Here is a 20,907-nt window from a genome sequence, read left to right as displayed (position 1 = left end):
TGACCGTCGCCGGCGTGGCGCGGTCGTACGAGCAACTTGGTCATGCCGGGTCATGAGGTGTTCTCCCGGTTCGGCGCTCGTGAGGTTGGCGGCGCACGAGGCTGGCACCACCGTTCGAACCTCTCGATGACCACCATGCGCCCGCCGCAGCAAGGGCAAGGCGGGCGGACGTCAGCCGGTTCTTCTGGAGTGTCGTTTTCGGGCGGCGGAGCGACGCCCAGCAGTTTGCGCGCGAGTGCGAGGCTGGCTTTGCGGGCGGAGCCGGCGAGCAGTCCATAGTGACGGATGCGCCGCGCATTGGTCAAGGACCGTACCGCCGCGCAGAACAGGCAGAAGAACCTGACCATCCCGCTTTTGAAGCGCCAGGCCGAGCAGCGGCTCAGGCAAATCACCACCNCAGAACAGGCAGAAGAACCTGACCATCCCGCTTTTGAAGCGCCAGGCCGAGCAGCGGCTCAGGCAAATCACCACCCAGATCAATGCGATCGACGCCGAATGTCGTACGCTGGTCGCCCGCGAGCCAGATCTTGTCCGTCGCTTCGACATCCTCACCAGTATCCCAGGCCTTGGCGAAGTCACAGCCTTCGCCATCATCGCCGACATGCCGGAGTTGGGAACCCTTGCCAACAANGCCGAATGTCGTACGCTGGTCGCCCGCGAGCCAGATCTTGTCCGTCGCTTCGACATCCTCACTAGTATCCCAGGCCTTGGCGAAGTCACAGCCTTCGCCATCATCGCCGACATGCCGGAGTTGGGAACCCTTGCCAACAAGCAGGTCGCAAGCCTCGCCGGCCTCGCACCGGTCGATCGCCAGTCGGGGCAGTGGAAGGGCAAGTGCTTCATCCGGGGAGGAAGATCGTCGGTCAGGCAGGCGCTCTATATGCCAGCCCTCGTCGCGGTCCGTTTCAATCAGTCACTCAAGACAAAATACCAAGACCTCCGAGACGGCGGAAAACCTGCAAAACTCGCCATAACCGCCATCATGAGAAAGCTCGTCGTTCTCGCTAACGCCCTCATCAGGGACGACCGNACCTGCAAAACTCGCCATAACCGCCATCATGAGAAAGCTCGTCGTTCTCGCTAACGCCCTCATCAGGGACGACCGAAAATGGTCGCCATCCCTTCCTTGACCAAGACGGATACTCTAGCTGCAGTAAAGAGGCTTGTACTTAGCCGGCGTGACGCAGGCTTATTCCGCTGCCCTTATCGAACAGCACCACCTTGTCCGGGTTCCAGGCAAAGCGCACCGGCTGCTCTATCTGCACGTCGGTCCTGGCCGGCACAGTGGCGCGCAGCATGGCGTCGCCGACCCGCAGCGTCAGGATCTTCTCGACGCCATGGTTCTCGACGTCATGGACCCGCGCCTCGACCGGCGCGCCGGTCTCGAGATAGACGTCCTCGGGACGAATACCGAAGACGAGCGGGCGACCGTCGGTCGCCGCGCCCGTCTTGGCACCCCCCGAAGTCTTGGCACCCCCCGCAAACGGCAATTCGAAATTCAGCGGTGCCATCACCGCACGCCCGTTAACAAGCTTGCCGTCGATGAGATTCATCGGCGGCGAGCCGACGAAGCTCGCCACGTAGGTGTCGCGCGGATTGTTGTAAATCTCGTACGGCGTGCCGGTCTGGACGATGCGGCCATGGTTGAGCACGCCGACCTTGTCACCCATCGACATCGCCTCGATCTGATCGTGCGTCACGAACAGGAAGGTGGCGCCGAGCTGCATCTGCAGGTTCTTCAATTCGGTGCGCAGCGCCTCGCGCAATTTGGCGTCGAGCGCCGACAACGGCTCGTCCATCAGGAATACCCGCGGCTTGCGCACGATGGCGCGGCCGATCGAGACGCGCTGCATCTCGCCGCCTGAAAGCCGGTCGGTCTTGCGGTCGAGCAGATGCTCGATCCGCAGTGTCCTGGCAGCGCGGTCGACACGATCCTTGATCTCGGCATCGGGCAACCGGCGGATCTTCGGCTTCAGCGGAAATTCGAGGTTTTCGCGCACCGTATAACGCGGATAGAGCGAATATTGCTGCAGCACCAGCGCCACGTCGCGCTCGGCCGCGCCCCAATCGGCGACATCGACGCCGTCGATAAAGACCTGGCCTTCGCTCGGTTTTTCCAGGCCGGCAATCATGCGCAGCGTCGTCGTCTTGCCGGCGCCGGTCTCGCCGAGCAGGACGAAGAACTCGCCGTCGGCGATGTCGAGGTCGAGCCCGGTCAAAGCAGTGTGGTTGCCGAATTTCTTCGAAATGTTCTTGAGCTGGATGTGGGCCATCAGAGTCTCACTCCCAGCGATTTGCCGCTCGCCGTGTCGAAGAAATGCGCCTGGCTGGGATCGATTCTGACGAAGACCCTTTCGCCGGGGCCGCCGATGAAGCCGCTCTTGGTGCGTGCACGCAGCATCTTGGAGCCGACCTTGAGGTCGACGATATCGAAGGAGCCGAGCGGCTCAACGATCTGCGTCTCCACCGGCAAGAACCCCTCGGCGGCTTCGCGGCGAACGAGAACGCCCTCCGGCCGGATGCCGAGCGCGAGCTGGCCGCCGGCATGACCGTTGAGCTTCGACAGCAAGGTGCGCGGGAATTCGAAGCCGGCGGCCGCATCGCCGACCGTGACCGAGGCCGACGAGGCTTTCTCGGTCACCGAAGCGTCGGCGACGTTCATAACTGGGCTGCCGACAAACTGCGCGACGAAAAGATTCGCCGGGTGCGAATAGACCTCGTCCGGCGAGCCGACCTGCTGCAGCACGCCCTCATGCATGATGACGATGCGGTCGGCGAGGCTCATCGCCTCGATCTGGTCGTGGGTGACGTAGATGCTGGTCGAGCCCTGCTTGATGTGCAGCCGCTTGATCTCGGCCCGCATCTCCTCGCGCAGCTTGGCATCGAGCGCGCCGATCGGCTCGTCCATCAGCATCGCCTTCGGCCGCCGCACCAAGGCTCGGCCGATCGCGACGCGCTGCATGTCGCCGCCGGACAGGGCCGACGGTTTCTTGGCGAGGAGATCGCTGATCTGCAGCGTCTTGGCGACCGAGCGCACCTCGCTGTCGATCTCGGCCTTGCTCTTGCGCGTCGCTCTCAGCGGAAAGGCGATGTTCTCGTAGACGCTCATATGCGGATAGAGCGAGAACGATTGGAAGACCATGGCTATGTCGCGGTCGGCGGCCTTGAGATGCTGGACCGGCTTGCCGTCGATGAGGATGTCGCCGCCGTCGATCGTCTCCAGTCCGGCAACGGCCCTGAGCGTCGTCGTCTTGCCGCAGCCCGACTGGCCGAGCAGCACGATGAACTCGTTGTCGTCGATCTTCAGGTTGAGGTCCTTGATGACCTGGACGGCGCCGAAAAATTTCTGGACACCGCGAAGCTCGATCTGGGTCAATGCTGCGCCCCCGGGTTTGCCCCTTGCCCGGTGCCGGCCTTCTCCTCCGGCGCGATCTTGGAGGTGATGTTGAAGCCGATCAGGCCGATCAGGATGATGGTCACGCCGTAGCTGTGCAGCAGCATGTGCCATGGCTGGCAGAGCGCGATGATGCCGAGCACCATCAGCACCTGGCTGCCCGGTTCGAGATATTTCTGATTGATGTCGCGAAAACTCATTTGCGGATCGCTCCGAAGGACATGCCGCGCAGCAGATGGTTGCGGAGCAGGAAGGTGAAGATCGCGACCGGCAGCAGGAACAGGAAGGTTCCGGCGGCAATCACCGTCCAGTCCGGCAGGCCGGCGCCGACCTGGCTGGGAATGAAAGGCGGCGCCGTCTGGGCACGGCGGCTGGTCATGATCAGTGCGAAGGCATATTCGTTCCACGCCGTGATAAAGCAGAACACGGCGGTGGCGGCGATGCCGGTGGCGGCCTCGGGCAGCACGATCTTGAAGAAGGCCTCCATGCGCGTATAGCCGTCGACGAGGGCCGCCTCCTCATACTCCTTGGGGATCTCGTCCATGAAGCCTTTCATCAGCCACACCGAGAAGGACAGGTTGAAGGCGGTGTAAAGGATGATCAGGCCGACATGGGAATCGTTGAGGCCGACCGCCCGGTACATCAGGAACATCGGAATGGCGACGACCACCGGCGGCAGCATGCGCGTCGACAGGATGAAGAACAGCAGGTCCGCCTCGCCTTTCACCTTGAAGCGCGAGAATCCATAGGCGGTGAAGGTGCCCATGCCGACGGCCAGGACGGTCGAGGTTATGGCAACGATCAGCGAGTTCATGAAACGGCTCGGATAGCCCGACCACTGCACCTGGCCCTTGCCGTCGCGCACGATCTTTTCGCCGCCATTGAAGACGACGCGCTCCCACCACGGCGCAGCCGCGTACTCCTCCGGTGATGGCGGGCTGCGCAGCTGCGAACGCTTGGTGAACAACTTGACGAAGGGCGATATCTCCGGCTGGAAAACCACCGTCGGCGGAATGGTGGTGGCGAGGTTGCGCGGCTTGAACGCCGTCGAGGCTATCCAGTAGATCGGCGCCAGGAAGATGATCGTCACCAGCAGGACGGCGACGATGGCGACCCGGTTGAAGGTGATTTCGGAAGAAGTGCGGACTGCGGCCATCTCAGCGCTCCTTCACCTTGTTGAGGTATTTGACATAGATGTTGGTGATCGCCAGCACCATGATCAACACGATGTAGGCGAGCGCGCAGGAGCGCCCGGTCTGCCATTCCTGGAACGCCATCTTGTAGAGCCGGATCGAGATCAGCTCGGCCGTCGGCTGGCTGGTCAGGATATAGGCGAGGTCGAAGGTCTTGAACGCCTCCATGGTGCGGAAGATGACCGCGATCATCAGGATCGGCGCGACCAGCGGCAGCGTGATGCGGAAGAAGGTGTAGAACGGCCCGGCCCTGTCGATCGCGGCGGCCTCGTAGAGATGCTTGGGCACGGCCGACAGGCCGGCCAGCGACAACAGCATGACGAAGGGCGACCACATCCAGATATCGGTCAGCGCGACCGCATAGAGCGCCATTTTCGGATCCGACAGCCATTCGAAGGTGCCGAGGCCCAGCGCATAATTGATGATGCCGAAGGACGGATCGTAGAGCAGTTTCCAGAACAGGCCGACGACGGCCATAGACAGCATCATCGGCAACAACAGGAGCGTCGTCAGCAGGCCCTTGAGCGGAATGTCGCGGTTGAGCAGCATGGCCACGCCGAAGCCGACGAGCAGCTGGCCGGCGACCGAGATGATGACGTATTTTGCGGTGATGGCGAAGTTGGACCAGACATAGGGATCGCTGAGCAGGTCGCGATAGTTTTGCAGCCCGACGAAATTCGCCGCCGCGCTGGTCGAGGCGCGAAAATCGGTGAACGAATAGCCCAGCGAATAGATCAGCGGGAAGATGTTGAAGACGATCAGAAACAGGATCGTCGGGATGATGAAAAGATTGCGGATCGAAATGTCGCTTAGACCGCGAGCAGCGGCCCGCGAGGACCTGTCCAGCGTGGTGATCATCGTGGTCGCCAAGACCCTGCTCCCGGTTCAAGAATCAGAAAAAGAAACGGAGGAGGCACGAACGCCCCCTCCGTGAAGCTTCATACTTATTGGCCGCGGCCGTATTTCTTGAAGGTCGCGTTCCAGTCGGCTGCCAGTGCGTCCAGCGTCTCCTTGGCGGTGCCTTCGCCGCCGATCATGTAGGGGTAGATGCGCTGGTTGAGCTGCTGCAGCAGTTCGGCATATTCCGGAACCGCCCAGAAGTCCTTGACCTTGAACATGGTCTCGTAGAACGCCTTGTTGTAGGGCGTGGCGTTCTGGAATTCGGGCGACTTGAGCACGGCGGCACTGCAGGTGTAGCCGCCAAGCGCTGCCCATTTCTTCTGGGTCTCGTCCTTGATGAACCATTCCAGGAACTTGGTCGCCTCTTCCTGCTTCTGCGAGTAGGAAACGATGGAGATGCCCTGACCGCCGAGTGCGGCGAACTGGTCCCCGTTCGGGCCGGGAGGATTGGCGAAGAAGCCGGTGTTCTTGGCGTTCGGGTTCGACGCCTCGTTGATCAGCGAGGGGAAGAACGCGAAGTAGTTCATGCTCATCGCCGCCAGGTTTTCAGTGATCGCCTGGTTGTCCTCGACGAAGAACGACTTGGCCCAGCCCGGAGGCGTGAACTTGTAGAGTTCCTTGTAGGCGTCGAGCGCCGCGATCGCCTTGTCGGAGTTGATGAAGCCATCGACCTTGTAGGTCTTATAGTCACCCAGCTCGCCGCCAAAGGAGAACAGCGCGTTTTCGAAGCCCATCGCCATCGCGTCATAGGAATTGTCGGTGTAGATGGCGATGCCGTATTTTTTCTGGTCCGGCCGGTAGAAGAACTCGGCGATGTCGCGCAGCGCCTTGAAATCCTTCGGCACGTCGAGATCGTAGCCATACTTGGCCTTGAAGGCTTCCTTTTCCTTCGGATCCTCGAACCAGTCCTTGCGGTAGGACCAGCCGACAGCGTCGCCTTCAAGCGGGATGGCCCAGTACTTGCTGCTGCCGCCCGGATATTCGGCGTAGTACTTCACCGTCGCCGGTGCCATCACGTCGCCGACCTTGTGCTTGTTGAAGAAGTCGGTCAGGTCGACATAGTGGCCACCAGTCGAGCCGGCACCGAGCCATTGCGAGTCGCCGACGACCATATCATAGGCATCGCCATGGGCGTTGAACTCGGTGAAGGCCTTGGTCTGGAAGTCGGGCCACGGTGTGGTTTCCACCGTGATTTTCACGCCGGTTTCCTTCTCGTACTCGTTGCCGAGTTCCTGCAGGTAATTGGCCGGATCCCATTCCGCCCAGAAGATTGTAAGTTCCTTTTCCTGCGCGTAGACGGACGTTCCGCAGGCTAGCACTAAGCCGATACCAGCAAGCAAGCTGGTCATTGTCTTGCGCATAATGATTTCCTCCCTTGTGCGCATTCTACCGCGTCATGCGAGCCGGCGGCGAGGCCGGCCCTGGTAGTCCTCCCGTGACGGCACCGTTCCGGTTTTTGAGCCTCCTCGTTCGACCGAAACGGATATTAGCCTTCACCCTTTGATCCGCTTTATTTGTCCTGATCTGGTATTACCAATTTCAGACGAACGTCAAGCCCTTTCTTGGACGGTGGCGGACACGCAGACAAGTTGGTTTCTGCGATATCTGCCTGTTTTCCCTGAATTTTCCTACTCCTTGATACATAGGGGCCTTGCCTCGGCCGCTGCATCGCCAATAGTATGAGTAGGCAGGGTGCAAATCTGGTCGAACCAGATTGGCGTCATCTAGCGGCTGTCATCGGTGCGATCCCATCTCCTTCAATCATCGATTCCGTCACAGCTGCGCGTACCAGCGCGCTGGCGGCCCATTGCGCGACCGACATCATACTGCGGCTGTCCAATCCCCATATATCCTTCAGTACGATCAGCATCTCAACACCGAAGATCAATGACAGCGCCTGCGCGAGCCGCTTGAATTCGCGCGGCGGCAACCGGCCTTTGAGTGGCGCAATCGCATCTTTCAAAAGATCGACGCGATGGCCGCGCGTGAACGCCGGTTCGCCGTCAAACGTGCCTGCCTGTCGCTGCGCCCACTGGTCGAGCGACAGTTTCAGCGCCGCCTTGAACGTCGCTTCGAAGGCCTCGATGCGCGGCATGGCGGTCTCGAACAGCTCGGCCACCCGGCGCTCGGGATCGGCAGAGCTCGATTTCCAGGTAAGGATCGGTCCGAGCCCCTCATCGACCACCGCCTGCACCAGCGCCGCCTGGCTCGGAAAATACCGATAGGCGGTGGCGCGTGAGACTTCCGCCGCCTCCGCCACCTCGCTGACCGACGGCGTGGCGCCCGCCTGCATCAGCTTTGTCGCCGTCTCCAGCATCAGCCGCCTGGTGCGCGCGCGGGCCCCGCGCTCTACCCGCGGGTTCGGCCCCTGGCCGGCATCGTCGTCCGTTGCCGCTTGTTGACGTGAGACATTCATGTCAATACGATACGCGCGTCTCAAAAAATTGCAATGGCCCTTCGCGCCGTCGAATGGCCGGGCTAAGGGGCGGCAGCATCGAACACGCCCAGGACCGGGGAAACGCGATGAAGCGCATCTATGTGGTGGGCACCGCCGACACCAAGGGCGAGGAACTCGCTTTTCTGGCCGATGCGGTCGCCGCAACCGGCGCTTCGATTGCCCGTGTCGACATCGGAACACGCGGCGCGACCGTGCCGGTCGATGTTTCGGCAGACGAGGTCGCCAGCCACCATTCAGAGGGTCGCAATGCCGTGCTCGGCGTCGACGACCACGGCACCGCAGTGGCGGCGATGGCTGCCGCCTTTGCCCGATTTGTTCAATCGCGTAGCGATATTGCCGGGATTATCGGTATCGGCGGTGGCGGCGGCACCTCGATCATCACCACAGGCATGCGCACGCTGCCGCTCGGCCTGCCCAAGATCATGGTTTCGACCTTGGCCTCCGGCGACACCGCGCCTTATGTCGACGTCTCCGACATCGTCATGATGCCGTCGGTGACCGACATGGCCGGCCTCAACCGGCTTTCCCGTGTCGTGCTCCACAATGCCGCCCAGGCGATATCAGGCATGGCGGCAAAGCCGGCGCCGCCGGCCGACGGCAGACCCTCGATAGGCCTCACCATGTTCGGCGTCACCACGCCGTGCGTGACCGCCATCGCCGACGAACTTCGTTCGACTTATGACTGTATGGTATTTCATGCCACCGGCACCGGCGGCCGCACCATGGAAAAATTGGCCGACAGCGGCTTGTTGTCCGGCGTCATCGACATCACCACGACCGAAGTCTGCGACTTGCTGTTTGGCGGCGTGCTGCCGGCGACGGACGATCGCTTTGGTGCCATCGCCCGCACCGGGCTGCCTTATGTCGGCTCGGTCGGCGCGCTCGACATGGTCAATTTCTGGGCGCCGCCAACAATTCCGGAACGCTATCGCGGCCGGCTATTCTATGAGCACAATCCAAACGTCACACTGATGCGCACCACCGCCGACGAAAGCAGAATGATCGGCGAATGGATCGGTACAAGGCTGAGCCTCTGCCAGGGTCCGGTTCGTTTCCTCATTCCGGAGAAAGGCGTGTCGGCGCTCGACATCGAAGGCGGCGCCTTCTTCGACCCTGAAGCCGATGCAGCTTTGTTCGAGGCGATCGAGCGCACCATCAAACCCGCCAAAACGCGGCGCGTTCTGCGCCTGCCGCTGCATATCAACGACCCCGAATTCGCCTGGGCCGCCACAACGGCCTTCCTCGACATCGCCAGACAGTGAGACACCAAGATATGGCCGCCATACCGCGCAAGAAAATCCTGGAGAAATTCGGCAAGATGATCGCGGACGGCGTTCCGATCGTCGGCGGCGGTGCCGGCACCGGCCTGTCGGCCAAGGCAGAGGAAGCTGGCGGCATCGACCTGATCATCATCTACAATTCCGGCCGCTACCGCATGGCCGGGCGCGGCTCGGCCGCCGGCCTGCTCGCCTATGGCAACGCCAACGAGATCGTCAAGGAGATGGCCTACGAAGTGCTGCCGGTAGTGAAGAAGACGCCGGTGCTGGCCGGCGTCAACGGCACCGATCCCTTCGTCATCATGCCGCTGCTTTTGGCCGAGTTGAAGACGATGGGCTTTTCCGGTGTGCAGAACTTTCCGACCATCGGCCTGTTCGACGGCCAGATGCGGCAGAGTTTTGAAGAAACCGGCATGGGCTTCGGGCTCGAGGTCGACATGATCGCCGAGGCTCACAAACTCGACCTGTTGACCACGCCCTACGTCTTCAATCCAGACGAGGCTTGCGCCATGACACAAGCCGGCGCCGACATCGTCGTCGCCCATATGGGGGTGACCACCGGCGGTTCGATCGGTGCGACCTCGGCTAAATCGCTGGACGACTGTGTGAAGGAGATCGACGCCATTGCCGAAGCGGCACGCTCAGTGCGCGAGGATATCATCCTGCTTTGCCATGGCGGGCCGATCTCGATGCCGGACGACGCCAAATATATTCTCGAGCGCTGCAAGGGCCTGCACGGTTTCTACGGCGCGAGTTCGATGGAACGGCTGCCGGCGGAAGCTTCGATCGCCAGGCAAACGGCGGATTTCAAGGCCGTCACGTTCGGCGCTGCGTAGAAGAAGGGGTGAGACGATGACCGACAACAGCAAGGTGTTCGTATACCCAAAAGACGTCAGCGCCTTCGGCTTCGACTGGGGCAGGCTGTCGCTGACGGTCGCTCCCGAAGTGAACGGCGCGAAGCGCTTTTCCGGTGGTGTCGTCGACCTGCCGTCGGGCAAGGGCCATACGCGTCATAACCATCCGGGTGCCGAGGAGATCATTTTCGTCATCTCAGGCAATGGCGAGCAGATGGTCGAAGACGAGAAGGGCAATCCGGTCGTCGAGAAGGTCGGCCCCGGTTGCACCATCTATGTGCCGGAAAGCCGCTTCCATTCGACGCTCAATACCGGCGACGCGCCGATGCAGCTTTTCGTCGTCTATTCGCCGGCCGGGCCGGAATTGGCACTGCGCGACCTGCCGGATTTCAGGCTGCTGCCGTCAGGTGGGAATTGAGATAGACGGCGCCTAAGCCCCGCCCCTGTTCCAGCCCCTACCCCGATCGCCGAACATAATGTAACCGGCGCCGGTCACCGCCACCGTGTCCTCCAGCTTGATGAAGCCGCGCGTCGGGTGGAGCATGGTCGTCTCGACCGAAAGCACCATGTTCTTCTCCAGCGGCTTTGCGGCATAGGTGCCTTCATAGGTCACCGGATGGTTGGTCATCAGGAACGGCGCTTCGTGCGTGATCAGCCCCATGCCATGCGCGAAGAAATCGGTATAGGCCGCAACCTTGGATTTCTTCAGCACGCCTTCGGCATGAGAAATCATGTCACCGCCCAGCGTGCCCGCCTTTACCTTGGAGAAGGCCGCCTGCTGCACCGTCTCGATCTCGGCCAGCAGATCCTCGAGTTCGGCGTCAGGCTCACCCAGCACGCCCATGCGGCAAAGGTCGCCGATATAGCCGTGGTAGTTGCCGCCGGAATCGATCGACATCACCTCGCCCTTCTTCCACGTTTGCGGCGAGGCCGCGCGGTTGTGACTGGAGCCTAGCGTCAACAGGCAATATTCGAAATGCGCGCCGCGATTGGTCTCCTCGCGCCTGAGCTGTTCGATGATCTCGCTCTTGGTTGTGCCTTCGCGTGCCCAGCCGATGGTCGCCAGCATGGAATCGGTGATCAGCTCCGAAGCAATGCGCAGCTTCTCCAGCTCGGCTTCGGTTTTGATTGCTCGCATGCGCTCCAGCATGTGCGTGGCGTCGATCAGCTTGGCGTCCGGCAGCGCGTTGCGGATCAGCATATAGGCGTCGGACGGCAGGAAGGCGGGCTCGATGCCAATGCGGGCATTGCCCTTGCCGATCTTCCGCAAATGCTCGACCGCCAGGTTGGCGGCATCGAGCGTGCCCCAGCAGGCGGCATGCAGTGTCGGCGTCCAGAACGGATGGTTCTGGTGCTCGCCGCCCTCCATGCGGTTGCCGATATAGGCGGCATGCTCCGGCGCGCCTTTCTCGTAGACGACGACAGGCAGATAGCGGCTATGGCCGATCGCATCCATGGCGGCGAAGAAGATGAACTTGTAGCCGCCAAGCAGATATTGCGTGTTGTGCTTGGAGGTGGCGAGCAGCACGTCGATGCCGGCTTCCTCCATCAGCCCGTCCACCCTGGCCTGGTCGAACGGCACGCTGCCGACGACATTCTTGCCCGGAGCAACGTTCATTGTCTCTCTCCCTGAAGTGCCATGACCGACCGCACGTGGCGCCGGCCTTTCTGGTTTTAGAGCCTTGGCTCCCCTCAAATCTGCATCATTTTGCCCGGTCTGGTCCAGCCAGAATGGGTCGAGCGGGCGCCAAAAGCTCATTCCGCTACCGGCATGGTCTAATCTGGTCCGGCCAGATCAGCGCATTGGACCGCTTCCCTGTAACTGGTCCAGCGGACGGAAATTTCAAAGCCACGTGAAGATGCGCCAATTCCGTCTCTGGCGAAACCCCGGACAAGGGCCATAATCAGCTTTGCAGGATGCTCACGAGCGTCCGAGGGGTACGGCGCACCCGGCCGGGTCGCGGAGAGGACGGAGTTCGATCATGCCAGAGTTCACCATTTCCAGGCGTACGATGCTTGCGGGTTCGGCATTGCTGCTGGCCTCCACCGCCATGCCGACGATCGGCTGGGCGCAGACGCCGAAAAAGGGCGGACGACTGGTTGTCGCCGCTGATTCCGAGCCGCGCAATCTCAATCCGGCGATTGTCGCCTCGAACGGCGTCTTCTTCATCTCGAGCAAGATCGTGGAAACCTTGGCCGAGGCCTCCTTCGGCGGCAAGGACGGGCTCGAGCCACGGCTGGCGCTCAGCTGGGAAGGCGCCGCCGACGGCCTGTCGGTGACGTTCAAACTGCGCGAGGCCGTCAAATGGCATGACGGGAAGCCCTTCACCTCAGCCGATGTCGCCTTCTCGGCGCTGCAGGTCTGGAAACCGCTGCAGAATCTCGGCCGCACCGTGTTCAAGGATCTGGAGGCGGTCGACACGCCGGACGAGGCGACCGCCGTGTTCAAATTCGCCAAGCCGACCCCGTTCCAGCTGATCCGCAACGCCTTGCCGACGCTGAGCAGCGTGGTGCCCAAGCACATCTACGAGACCGGAAAGATCGAGGACAACCCGGCCAACAACGCCCCGGTCGGCACCGGACCGTTCAAATTTGCCGAATACAAGCCCGGCGAATATTACCGGCTGGAGAAGAACACCGACTATTGGGGCAAGGACGAGCCCTATCTCGATGAGATCATCTATCAGGTGCTGCCGGACCGCACGTCGGCGGCCAGCGCGCTCGAGGCCGAAGAGATCCAGCTCGCCGCCTTCTCCGCCGTGCCCCTGGCCGATCTCGACCGCATCTCCAAAGTGCCCGGCCTCAAGGTGATCACCAAAGGATACGAAGGGCTGACTTACCAACTGGTCGTCGAGATCAACCATCGCCGCAAGGAGCTGGCCGACCTGAAAGTGCGCCAGGCGATCGCTCACGCTATCGACAAGGATTTCGTCGTCAAGACGGTGTTTCTCGGCTATGCCGCCACCGCCACTGGCCCGGTGCCGAAAAACGACCCGCAATTCTACACCGCCGACGTGCCGACCTATGCTTTCGACGTCGCCAAGGCCAACGCCTTGCTCGACGAGGCCGGCTACAGCCGAGGCGATGATGGCAAGCGCTTTTCGCTGAAACTGCTGCCGGCGCCCTATTTCAACGAGACCAAGCAGTTCGGCGACTATCTTCGTCAGGCGCTCGCCGCCATCGGCATCGACGCCCAGCTGGTCAACAACGACTCTGCCGCGCATATCAAGGCGGTTTACACCGACCACGCCTTCGACCTTGCGGTCGGGCCGCCGGTGTTCCGCGGCGATCCGGCGATCTCGACCACCATCCTGGTGCAGAGCGGCATTCCCGACGGGGTGCCTTTCTCCAACCAGGGCGGCTACAAGAACGCCGATCTCGACGCTCTGATCGCCAAGGCATCGGAGACGCTTGACACCGCCGCCCGCACCGAACTCTACAAGGAGTTCCAGAGAAAAGTTGCCGCCGACCTGCCACTGATCAACGTCGCCGAATGGAGTTTCATCAGCGTCGCCCGCGATACGGTCAAGAACATCGCCAACACCCCGCGCTGGGCGGTGTCGAACTGGGCGGACACCTATTTAGAATCGTGACACATTCTGGCGGATGAAAATTCGCGCCGGAATCCGTGTGGAAACTTGGTCAAATACCGAGTTCCTTCACACCCCCCTCTGTCCTGCCGGACATCTCCCCCGCAAAGGGGGAGATTGGCTGGCCGCAACGTCGGCTTATTTGCCTGCTGCGTTGAAGATTGGCGAAATCGCTAATGACATCCGATCTCCCCCCTTGCGGGGGAGATGTCCGGCAGGACAGAGGGGGGTGGGAAGAAACACCGCATCTCCTAATTGCCACTGCGCCAAGCACCCGGCGCCGCCATGAGCCGCGCCCTCACCCTCCTTCGCCGTCGCCTCGTCGGCAGCATCTTCGTGTTGCTGATTGTCGTCATCGGCACCTTCCTGTTGCTCGAAGCCGCTCCCGGCGATGCGGTCGATGCCTACATCGTCTCGACCGGCGGCGACGCCGGCATGATCGAGCTGTTGCGTCACCGCTGGGGGCTCGACCAATCTGAGCTGACGCGGCTGGCCAATTACCTTTGGGCGCTGCTGCATCTCGACCTTGGCCAGTCCGTCACCTTTTCGCGGCCGATCCGCGATGTCATCACCGAGCGCCTGCCCAACACGCTGCTGTTGATGGGCAGCGCCACCGCGCTCTCCTTCGGACTCGGCTCGGTGCTCGGCATCTATGCCGGCGCCAGACCCGGCAGCGTCCGTGATCGCTTCCTGTCTATCGGCTCGCTGGCGGTCTATGCCATACCGGGCTTCTGGCTCGGGCTGGTGCTGATCATCGTCTTTGCCGTCGACCTGCGCTGGTTTCCGATCGGCGGCATCGAGAGCATCGCCTCGGCCAGGACCGGCCTTGATCGCGCTGGCGACATCGCCCGCCATCTCGTCCTGCCGGTCTCCGCGCTCGGCTTCATTTATCTCGCGCTCTATCTGCGCATGATGCGCGCCGGCATGGCCGAGGTCTGGCGGCAGGATTTTGTCCTCGCCGCTCGCGCCAGGGGACTTTCCCGCCGTCGCGTCGTGCTCGCCCATGTCGCCCGCAACGCGCTGTTGCCGCTGGTCACCATGCTTGGCCTGCAGTCCGCGCAAATGCTGGGCGGCAGCGTCGTCATCGAAAGCGTCTTTTCGGTGCCAGGCCTTGGCCGATTGGCGCAGGAAGCGGTGGCGGCACGCGACACGCCGTTGCTGCTCGGCATCATTCTCGTCAGCGCCGTTCTGGTCGTCATCATCAACCTTCTCGTCGACATCGCCTACGCCGTCCTCGATCCGCGCGTCGGAGCCAATGAGGCCGGCGCGTGAACCCGCTTCGCCGTTTTCTCCGGACGCCGGAAGCGATCGCCGGCATTGTCATCCTGGCGGCGCTGTTTGCCGTGGCGCTTGCCGCACCTTTGTTCTTTCCCGGCGATCCGCAGGCCATTGCCGGGCCGGCATTGCTGCCGCCGTTCCAGGACTGGTCGCTACCACTAGGCACCGACCGCCTCGGCCGTGACATGCTGGCCGAGCTTTTCCACGGCGCCCGCACCTCGCTGGCGGTCGGCCTGGCGGCCGCCGCCGCCGCCCTTGCCGTCGGCGCAGTGATCGGCACGCTGGCCGGCTTTGCCGGCGGCCTTATCGACGAAGTGCTGATGCGCATCACCGACGCTTTCCAGACCGTGCCAGCTTTTCTGCTGGCTTTGGCCTTCGTCAGCATCGTCGGGCCGTCGCTCGGCGTCGTCGTCGCGGCGATCGCACTGGGCGCCTGGACCGGACCGGCACGCGTGGCGCGAGCCGAAGTGCTGTCGATCCGCGAGCGCGATTTTGTAGCGGGCGCCCGCGTCATCGGCATGCATCCGCTGGAGATCGCCTTTCGCGAGGTGCTGCCCAACGCATTGCCGCCGGTACTGGCATTGTCGTCGGTGATCGTCGCCGCGGCGATTCTCACCGAAGCGGCATTGTCCTTTCTCGGCCTCGGCGACCCCAACCGCGTTACCTGGGGCGGCATGATCGCCGAAGGCCGTGCCGTGCTGCGCACCGCGCCGTTCCTGTCGATCGTTCCGGGAATAGCACTCGTGCTCACGGTGCTAGGTGTGTATCTCGCCGGCGAAGGCGTCGTCGAGACGACGGCGGTGAGGAGGGGCCTGTCGTGACGGCGCTGCTTTCGATCCGCAATCTGACGGTGACCTATCGCCGCGATGGCTCCGAGGTGACGGCACTAAAGAGTGTCAGCCTCGACATTCCCGCCGGCGAGCGCTTTGCCATCATCGGCGAGAGCGGTTCGGGCAAGAGCACGCTGGCGCTTGCCATTGCCGGGCTGCTGCCGGGTTCTGCCAGGATCGAAGGCCGCATCGATTGGCTCTTGCGCCCGCCGCCAATGTCTGGTGCCAAGACACCCCCCTCTGTCCTGCCGGACATGTCCGGCAGGACAGAGNCCGCCGCCAATGTCTGGTGCCAAGACACCCCCCTCTGTCCTGCCGGACATGTCCGGCAGGACAGAGGGGGGTGCGACGGGACGTCAGCCTGCAAGTCTTCGCGACCATGCTTCAATCGGCGGCCGTGACATCGGCTTCATCTTCCAGGATCCATCGGCGAGCCTTGACCCGGTGATGCCAATTGGCAAGCAGATCGCCGAGGTCGCCTACACCCACCTCGGCCTCAATTGGCCGCAAGCCTACGCGAAGGCCCAAAACTTGCTTGAACGGGTCCGTCTGCCCGACCCCAATGCGGCTATGCATGCCTTTCCACACCAGCTTTCCGGCGGCCAGAAGCAGCGCGTCGCCATCGCCGCGGCAATCGCGTCCGGCCCGAAACTGCTGATCGCCGATGAGGCGACCAGCGCGCTGGACACCATCGTGCAGGCCGAGATCGTCGCGCTAATTCGGCAATTGGTGGCCGAGGACGGCATGACGCTGTTGTTCGTCAGCCACGACATCGCGCTGGCCGCTGAGCTGGCGGGGCGCATCGCCGTGTTCCGGAATGGCGAATTGATCGAACTCGGTGCGACGGCGCAGGTCGTCAGTGCGCCGCGGCACACTTACACTCGGGCGCTGCTTGACGCTCATCTCGGCCTCGACGCCGAGCCGCTGTTGCAGCGAACATGACCAGTCCTCTGCTCGCCGTTTCCGGCCTGACCAAACGATACCCTCGCGGCGGCAAGATCATTGCCGCGGCAGATAACGTTTCCTTCCACATCGAAGCTGGCGAGACGCTGGCGCTGGCCGGACCTTCAGGCAGCGGCAAGTCGACGATAGCCCGGCTGATGCTGCGGCTCATCGAACCCGACGCCGGCTATATCGAATTTGAAGGCAGCGATTTCCTGTCAATGAACGGCGCTGCCTTGCGCCACCGGCGCGCTCGTCTGCAGATGGTGTTTCAGGATCCGCTCGCCGCCTTAAACCCGCGCGCCACGGTGGCCCGCGTGCTCGACGACCCCTTGCGCATCCACCACATTGCCTCTCGTGCCGAGCGCCCGCGCCGTATCGCCGCTCTGCTGGAACGCGTCGGCCTCAGCCCCGGTCTCGCCGGCCGCGCCATTCACGAAATTTCCGGCGGCCAACGCCAACGCGTCGCAATCGCCCGCGCCATCGCCACAAAACCGTCGCTGGTCGTGCTCGACGAGGCCGTGTCGGCGCTCGACGTTTCGGTGCGCGGGCAGATCCTGCGGCTGCTGCTCGACCTTCAACGCGAGGAGCGCATCGCCTATCTGTTCATTTCGCACGATCTCGGTGTCGTCCGTGCCATCGCCCACCGCGTCGCCATTTTGGACGCCGGGCGCATTGCCGAGAGCGGCGATGCCCGTACCGTCATCGACGCGCCGCAATCCGCGATCGGCAAGGCGCTGGTGGCGGCAGCGCCAAGACTGTCAAGGATCGAACAGGACGCATCATGACCGACGTCGAAGCCCGAGCCGAAAAACTGTCGCGCGAACTCGATTCCGCCTTCCGTAACCGCGCCGATCTCTATCGTCTGTTGCTCGACGAGCTAACCGCGGAAGTTGGCGCGGAAAAGGCTGAGGCTATCATGATCCGCACCATCGAACGGCGCGGCAAGGAGGTTGCGGCGTCGGCCTTCGCCGATTTCGGCCCGAACGACGCACCGGCAATCGGCGAGGCGTTCCTCGCCGTCAGCCCGGATGGCGGCCGCATGTATCCGACCGACGTCGAACGCGGCCAAGGCCGCATCGCCTTCAAGGTCAAGCGCTGTCCGCTGAAGGACGCTTGGGTCGAAGCCGGCGTTGGCGACAAGAAGCTCGCCACGCTCTGCCGCATCGCCGGCGCCTTCGACCGCGGCCTGTTCGAGGCCACCGGAGTGCGCTTCGACAACGTCACCTGGACGCCGGGCCACGGTTCCGGCTGCTGCCACATCGCCTTGACCAACCGGGATGCCGGCTAGAGCTGCAGTTCGAGCCATGTCGGCGAAGACGTAAAGCTCCGTCCCGTTGGGCAGCACAGAGCCAACAAAAACCCCCGGCGCCGCAAGGCAACCGGGGGTTTTGATGTTTGCATTGCGAGGAATTTGGTGCGGACAGGATCTGCCTCGGTGTCCCGCTGTGTCGGCTTCGTTGGTAAGTGTCCGGCCGGAGGCGTCTTTGTGGGTTCATGGCTGTGGCCTCAAACCGTAGGTTCGAGCCACGGCCCAATCAAATCAATCCGAGATTTGTCGGATTGCGGCGTTCTTGTTCGTCTTCTGTAGGGGAATTCCTGGAGGTGAATTATGAGCGAATTGCCGGTAGTCAAAACGCGACGCAAAGGCAAAAACCTTACGCAGAGCATGCTGATCCCAACGGAGAACATGGTCGCAGACGAGCTCCGGGCTGCGCGACCTGGCCACTTGTCGGACCTTGCAGAGTTACGACGTAAGTTCGCGGCAAAATACGGGGCAGACGCCTGCTGCCCAGTGACTGTGCGGCGGCACTTGGTGCATATCAGTCAAGACGGCAGCGCGCCCTTTTGGCGCGTCGTAAATCCCGATCGGCCATTCGCCCGACGTATGAGAGGTGGATCGGAACACATACGCGAAAAATTGGCTGCGGAACGCTGAGTATCCTGTCGCTGCACTTCGGAGCAAACGAAAACGGCCCGCACAAGGCGGGCCGCTTTCGTACTTTGGTTGCGGGGACAGGATTTGAACCTGTGACCTTCAGGTTATGAGCCTGACGAGCTACCGGGCTGCTCCACCCCGCGTCAACTTCACGGCGACCGCCGGCCGGGCAGCCCGGGCTTTTTTGTTTGTCCGTCCTCAAGGCCTTCGGCCTTTGTGGGCGGATGGGGCGCTGCTCCACCCCGCGTCAACCCTAGAAGTAAGCCTTGGCTCACTGAATTCAAGCTTCCGCCAAATGAAAGGGCCGCTTGCGCGGCCCGGAGCCCCGTTGGCGGGCCTGTTCGTAAGGAGAAGATTAAACAACGTGCGCTTGGCAGACCTGGCAGCGACCTACTCTCCCGCGTCTTGAGACGAAGTACCATCAGCGCTGGAGCGTTTCACGGCCGAGTTCGGAATGGGATCGGGTGCAGCCGCTCCGCCATAACCACCAGGTCGGCAAAACGCACGTTGCTCGAGAAGCTGTTTTCTGTGCCATCCATGTCGGCGCAATCCAAGGATTGTCGCCAGAAATGGGCATTAGGAATGAGAACGATCAAGCCGATCGAACTATTAGTACCGGTAAGCTTCAAGCGTTGCCGCTCTTCCACACCCGGCCTATCAACGTGGTCGTCTTCCACGGTTCTCAGGGAATACTCGTTTTAAGGTGGGTTTCCCGCTTAGATGCCTTCAGCGGTTATCCCGTCCGGATATAGCTACCCTGCTATGCGGCTGGCGCCACAACAGGTCCACCAGAGATCCGTCCATCCCGGTCCTCTCGTACTAGGGACAGATCCTTTCAATATTCCTACACCCACGGCAGATAGGGACCGAACTGTCTCACGACGTTCTGAACCCAACTCACGTACCGCTTTAAATGGCGAACAGCCATACCCTTGGGACCTGCTCCAGCCCCAGGATGCGATGAGTCGACATCGAGGTGCCAAACAACCCCGTCGATATGGACTCTTGGGGGTCATCAGCCTGTTATCCCCGGCGTACCTTTTATCCGTTGAGCGATGGCCCTTCCACGCGGGACCACCGGATCACTATGACCGACTTTCGTCTCTGCTCGACTTGTCAGTCTCGCAGTCAGGCAGGCTTATGCCATTGCACTCAGCGAACGATTTCCGACCGTTCTGAGCCCACCATCGCGCGCCTCCGTTACTCTTTAGGAGGCGACCGCCCCAGTCAAACTACCCACCATACATTGTCCCGGACCCGGATAACGGGCCGCGGTTAGACATCCATAGTGATAAGGGTGGTATTTCAAGGGTGGCTCCACCTGAGCTGGCGCCCAGGTTTCAAAGCCTACCACCTATCCTACACATGCCACTACGAATGCCAATGTAAAGCTATAGTAAAGGTGCACGGGGTCTTTCCGTCTAACCGCAGGAACCCCGCATCTTCACGGGGAATTCAATTTCACTGAGTCTATGCTGGAGACAGCGGGGAAGTCGTTACGCCATTCGTGCAGGTCGGAACTTACCCGACAAGGAATTTCGCTACCTTAGGACCGTTATAGTTACGGCCGCCGTTTACTGGGGCTTCGATTCAGAGCTTGCACCCCTCCTCTTAACCTTCCAGCACCGGGCAGGCGTCAGACCCTATACGTCGTCTTGCGACTTCGCAGAGCCCTGTGTTTTTGATAAACAGTCGCTACCCCCTGGTCTGTGCCACCCTCCCATGCTTGCGCATGAAAGGGTCACGCTTCTTCCGAAGTTACGCGTGCAATTTGCCGAGTTCCTTCAGCATAGTTCTCTCAAGCGCCTTGGTATACTCTACCAGTCCACCAGTGTCGGTTTCGGGTACGGTCTATAAGGAGGAGCTATTTCCTGGAACCACGCAGCAGCCCTTTCAATCCGATAAGATTGGACTACCTCAATGATCCGTCACTTCCTCCAGGCCCACGAATATTAACGTGGTTCCCATCGTCTACGCATTTCTGCCTCGACTTAGGGGCCGGCTAACCCTGCTCAGATTAGCTTTAAGCAGGAACCCTTGGACTTTCGGCGGGGGAGTCTCTCACTCCCCTTACGTTACTCATGTCAGCATTCGCACTTCTGATACCTCCACCATCCCTCACGGGTATGGCTTCATCAGCTTACAGAACGCTCCGCTACCGCTTGCATTGCTGCAAACCCTAAGCTTCGGTGTATGGCTTTAGCCCCGTTACATTTTCGGCGCAAAGACCCTTATTTAGACCAGTGAGCTGT

Annotated in this window: 18 protein-coding genes, 1 tRNA gene, 2 rRNA genes and 1 pseudogene (1 of these 22 running past the window's edge); 11 read left to right on the top strand and 11 right to left on the bottom strand. The window is 61.8% G+C overall.

Annotated elements, in window-relative coordinates; all coding sequences use genetic code 11:
* Positions 1-430 precede the first annotated feature (430 nt).
* Positions 431-1,084, top strand: a complete 654-nt coding sequence (locus X760_RS78435) for a transposase (RefSeq protein WP_245278744.1) — start codon at positions 431-433, stop codon at positions 1,082-1,084.
* 85 nt (positions 1,085-1,169) lie between these two features.
* Here X760_RS78435 and X760_RS69625 read toward each other — a convergent pair whose 3' ends face one another.
* The 7 genes from X760_RS69625 to X760_RS69595 all read right to left on the bottom strand — a co-directional run bounded on the left by X760_RS69625 (position 1,170) and on the right by X760_RS69595 (position 7,903).
* The gene (locus X760_RS69625; protein WP_023722319.1) at positions 1,170-2,273 is read right to left on the bottom strand and encodes an ABC transporter ATP-binding protein; all 1,104 of its coding nucleotides are present in this window, start codon (positions 2,271-2,273) and stop codon (positions 1,170-1,172) included.
* Positions 2,273-3,376, bottom strand: coding sequence for an ABC transporter ATP-binding protein (locus X760_RS69620; RefSeq protein ID WP_023722318.1), 1,104 nt, complete (start codon positions 3,374-3,376; stop codon positions 2,273-2,275). Before X760_RS69620 ends, X760_RS69625 begins: the two co-directional genes overlap by 1 nt.
* Positions 3,373-3,594, bottom strand: a complete 222-nt coding sequence (locus X760_RS69615; RefSeq protein WP_023722317.1) for a hypothetical protein — start codon at positions 3,592-3,594, stop codon at positions 3,373-3,375. Before X760_RS69615 ends, X760_RS69620 begins: the two co-directional genes overlap by 4 nt.
* The gene (locus X760_RS69610) at positions 3,591-4,550 is read right to left on the bottom strand and encodes a carbohydrate ABC transporter permease (RefSeq protein WP_023722316.1); all 960 of its coding nucleotides are present in this window, start codon (positions 4,548-4,550) and stop codon (positions 3,591-3,593) included. Before X760_RS69610 ends, X760_RS69615 begins: the two co-directional genes overlap by 4 nt.
* Before the next feature lies 1 nt (position 4,551).
* Positions 4,552-5,457, bottom strand: a complete 906-nt coding sequence (locus X760_RS69605) for a sugar ABC transporter permease (protein WP_023722315.1) — start codon at positions 5,455-5,457, stop codon at positions 4,552-4,554.
* A 74-nt stretch (positions 5,458-5,531) separates the two neighbouring features.
* Positions 5,532-6,848, bottom strand: a complete 1,317-nt coding sequence (locus X760_RS69600; RefSeq protein ID WP_023722314.1) for an extracellular solute-binding protein — start codon at positions 6,846-6,848, stop codon at positions 5,532-5,534.
* Positions 6,849-7,207: 359 nt separating this feature from the next.
* Positions 7,208-7,903 (bottom strand): TetR/AcrR family transcriptional regulator, encoded by a 696-nt coding sequence (locus X760_RS69595; RefSeq protein WP_023722313.1) that lies wholly within the window; start codon positions 7,901-7,903, stop codon positions 7,208-7,210.
* Positions 7,904-8,010: 107 nt separating this feature from the next.
* Here X760_RS69595 and X760_RS69590 point away from each other — a divergent pair, with 107 nt between their 5' ends.
* From X760_RS69590 to X760_RS69580, 3 genes are read left to right on the top strand one after another with little or no spacing between them, the layout of a single operon-like run.
* Positions 8,011-9,207, top strand: a complete 1,197-nt coding sequence (locus tag X760_RS69590) for a Tm-1-like ATP-binding domain-containing protein (protein WP_023722312.1) — start codon at positions 8,011-8,013, stop codon at positions 9,205-9,207.
* 11 nt (positions 9,208-9,218) lie between these two features.
* Positions 9,219-10,058 carry a phosphoenolpyruvate hydrolase family protein gene (locus X760_RS69585; RefSeq protein WP_023722311.1) on the top strand — a complete coding sequence of 280 codons (840 nt, stop codon included), beginning with the start codon at positions 9,219-9,221 and terminating at the stop codon, positions 10,056-10,058.
* A 16-nt stretch (positions 10,059-10,074) separates the two neighbouring features.
* Complete coding sequence (locus X760_RS69580) at positions 10,075-10,494, top strand: cupin domain-containing protein (RefSeq protein ID WP_023722310.1); 420 nt, start codon at positions 10,075-10,077, stop codon at positions 10,492-10,494.
* Between the two features lie 12 nt (positions 10,495-10,506).
* On the opposite strand, the gene X760_RS69575 is transcribed toward X760_RS69580, so the two are convergent.
* Entirely contained in the window at positions 10,507-11,694 is a 1,188-nt protein-coding gene (locus tag X760_RS69575; protein ID WP_023722309.1) for a Xaa-Pro peptidase family protein, read from the bottom strand.
* Positions 11,695-12,058: 364 nt separating this feature from the next.
* Between X760_RS69575 and X760_RS69570 the strand changes: the two genes are divergently transcribed.
* The 7 genes and pseudogenes from X760_RS69570 (at position 12,059) to X760_RS78425 (ending at position 18,655) form a co-directional block, all read left to right on the top strand.
* On the top strand, positions 12,059-13,669 hold the full coding sequence (locus X760_RS69570; RefSeq protein WP_023722308.1) for an ABC transporter substrate-binding protein: 1,611 nt from the start codon (positions 12,059-12,061) through the stop codon (positions 13,667-13,669).
* Between the two features lie 282 nt (positions 13,670-13,951).
* Positions 13,952-14,938 (top strand): ABC transporter permease, encoded by a 987-nt coding sequence (locus tag X760_RS69565; RefSeq protein ID WP_023722307.1) that lies wholly within the window; start codon positions 13,952-13,954, stop codon positions 14,936-14,938.
* On the top strand, positions 14,935-15,765 hold the full coding sequence (locus X760_RS69560) for an ABC transporter permease (protein WP_023722306.1): 831 nt from the start codon (positions 14,935-14,937) through the stop codon (positions 15,763-15,765). Before X760_RS69565 ends, X760_RS69560 begins: the two co-directional genes overlap by 4 nt.
* A pseudogene (locus X760_RS0139860) lies at positions 15,762-16,716 on the top strand (ABC transporter ATP-binding protein). Before X760_RS69560 ends, X760_RS0139860 begins: the two are co-directional and overlap by 4 nt.
* Positions 16,713-17,504 carry an ATP-binding cassette domain-containing protein gene (locus X760_RS69555; protein ID WP_031195064.1) on the top strand — a complete coding sequence of 264 codons (792 nt, stop codon included), beginning with the start codon at positions 16,713-16,715 and terminating at the stop codon, positions 17,502-17,504. Before X760_RS0139860 ends, X760_RS69555 begins: the two are co-directional and overlap by 4 nt.
* Positions 17,501-18,007, top strand: coding sequence for an L-2-amino-thiazoline-4-carboxylic acid hydrolase (locus X760_RS69550; RefSeq protein WP_023722304.1), 507 nt, complete (start codon positions 17,501-17,503; stop codon positions 18,005-18,007). Before X760_RS69555 ends, X760_RS69550 begins: the two co-directional genes overlap by 4 nt.
* Before the next feature lie 321 nt (positions 18,008-18,328).
* Positions 18,329-18,655 carry a hypothetical protein gene (locus X760_RS78425; protein WP_084643056.1) on the top strand — a complete coding sequence of 109 codons (327 nt, stop codon included), beginning with the start codon at positions 18,329-18,331 and terminating at the stop codon, positions 18,653-18,655.
* A gap of 66 nt (positions 18,656-18,721) precedes the next feature.
* On the opposite strand, the gene X760_RS69545 is transcribed toward X760_RS78425, so the two are convergent.
* From X760_RS69545 to X760_RS69535, 3 genes are all read right to left on the bottom strand, one after another.
* Positions 18,722-18,798: transfer RNA gene (locus tag X760_RS69545), tRNA-Met, on the bottom strand.
* A 234-nt stretch (positions 18,799-19,032) separates the two neighbouring features.
* A 5S ribosomal RNA gene (gene rrf, locus X760_RS69540) occupies positions 19,033-19,147 on the bottom strand.
* Between the two features lie 96 nt (positions 19,148-19,243).
* Positions 19,244-20,907: ribosomal RNA gene (locus tag X760_RS69535) — 23S ribosomal RNA — on the bottom strand (it continues 1,143 nt past the right edge of the window).

This window comes from Mesorhizobium sp. LSHC420B00 (genome assembly GCF_000503055.1).
GTDB lineage: Bacteria > Pseudomonadota > Alphaproteobacteria > Rhizobiales > Rhizobiaceae > Mesorhizobium.
Note: the sequence above shows the minus strand (reverse complement) of the source record. Positions and strands in the feature narration are given on the sequence as shown.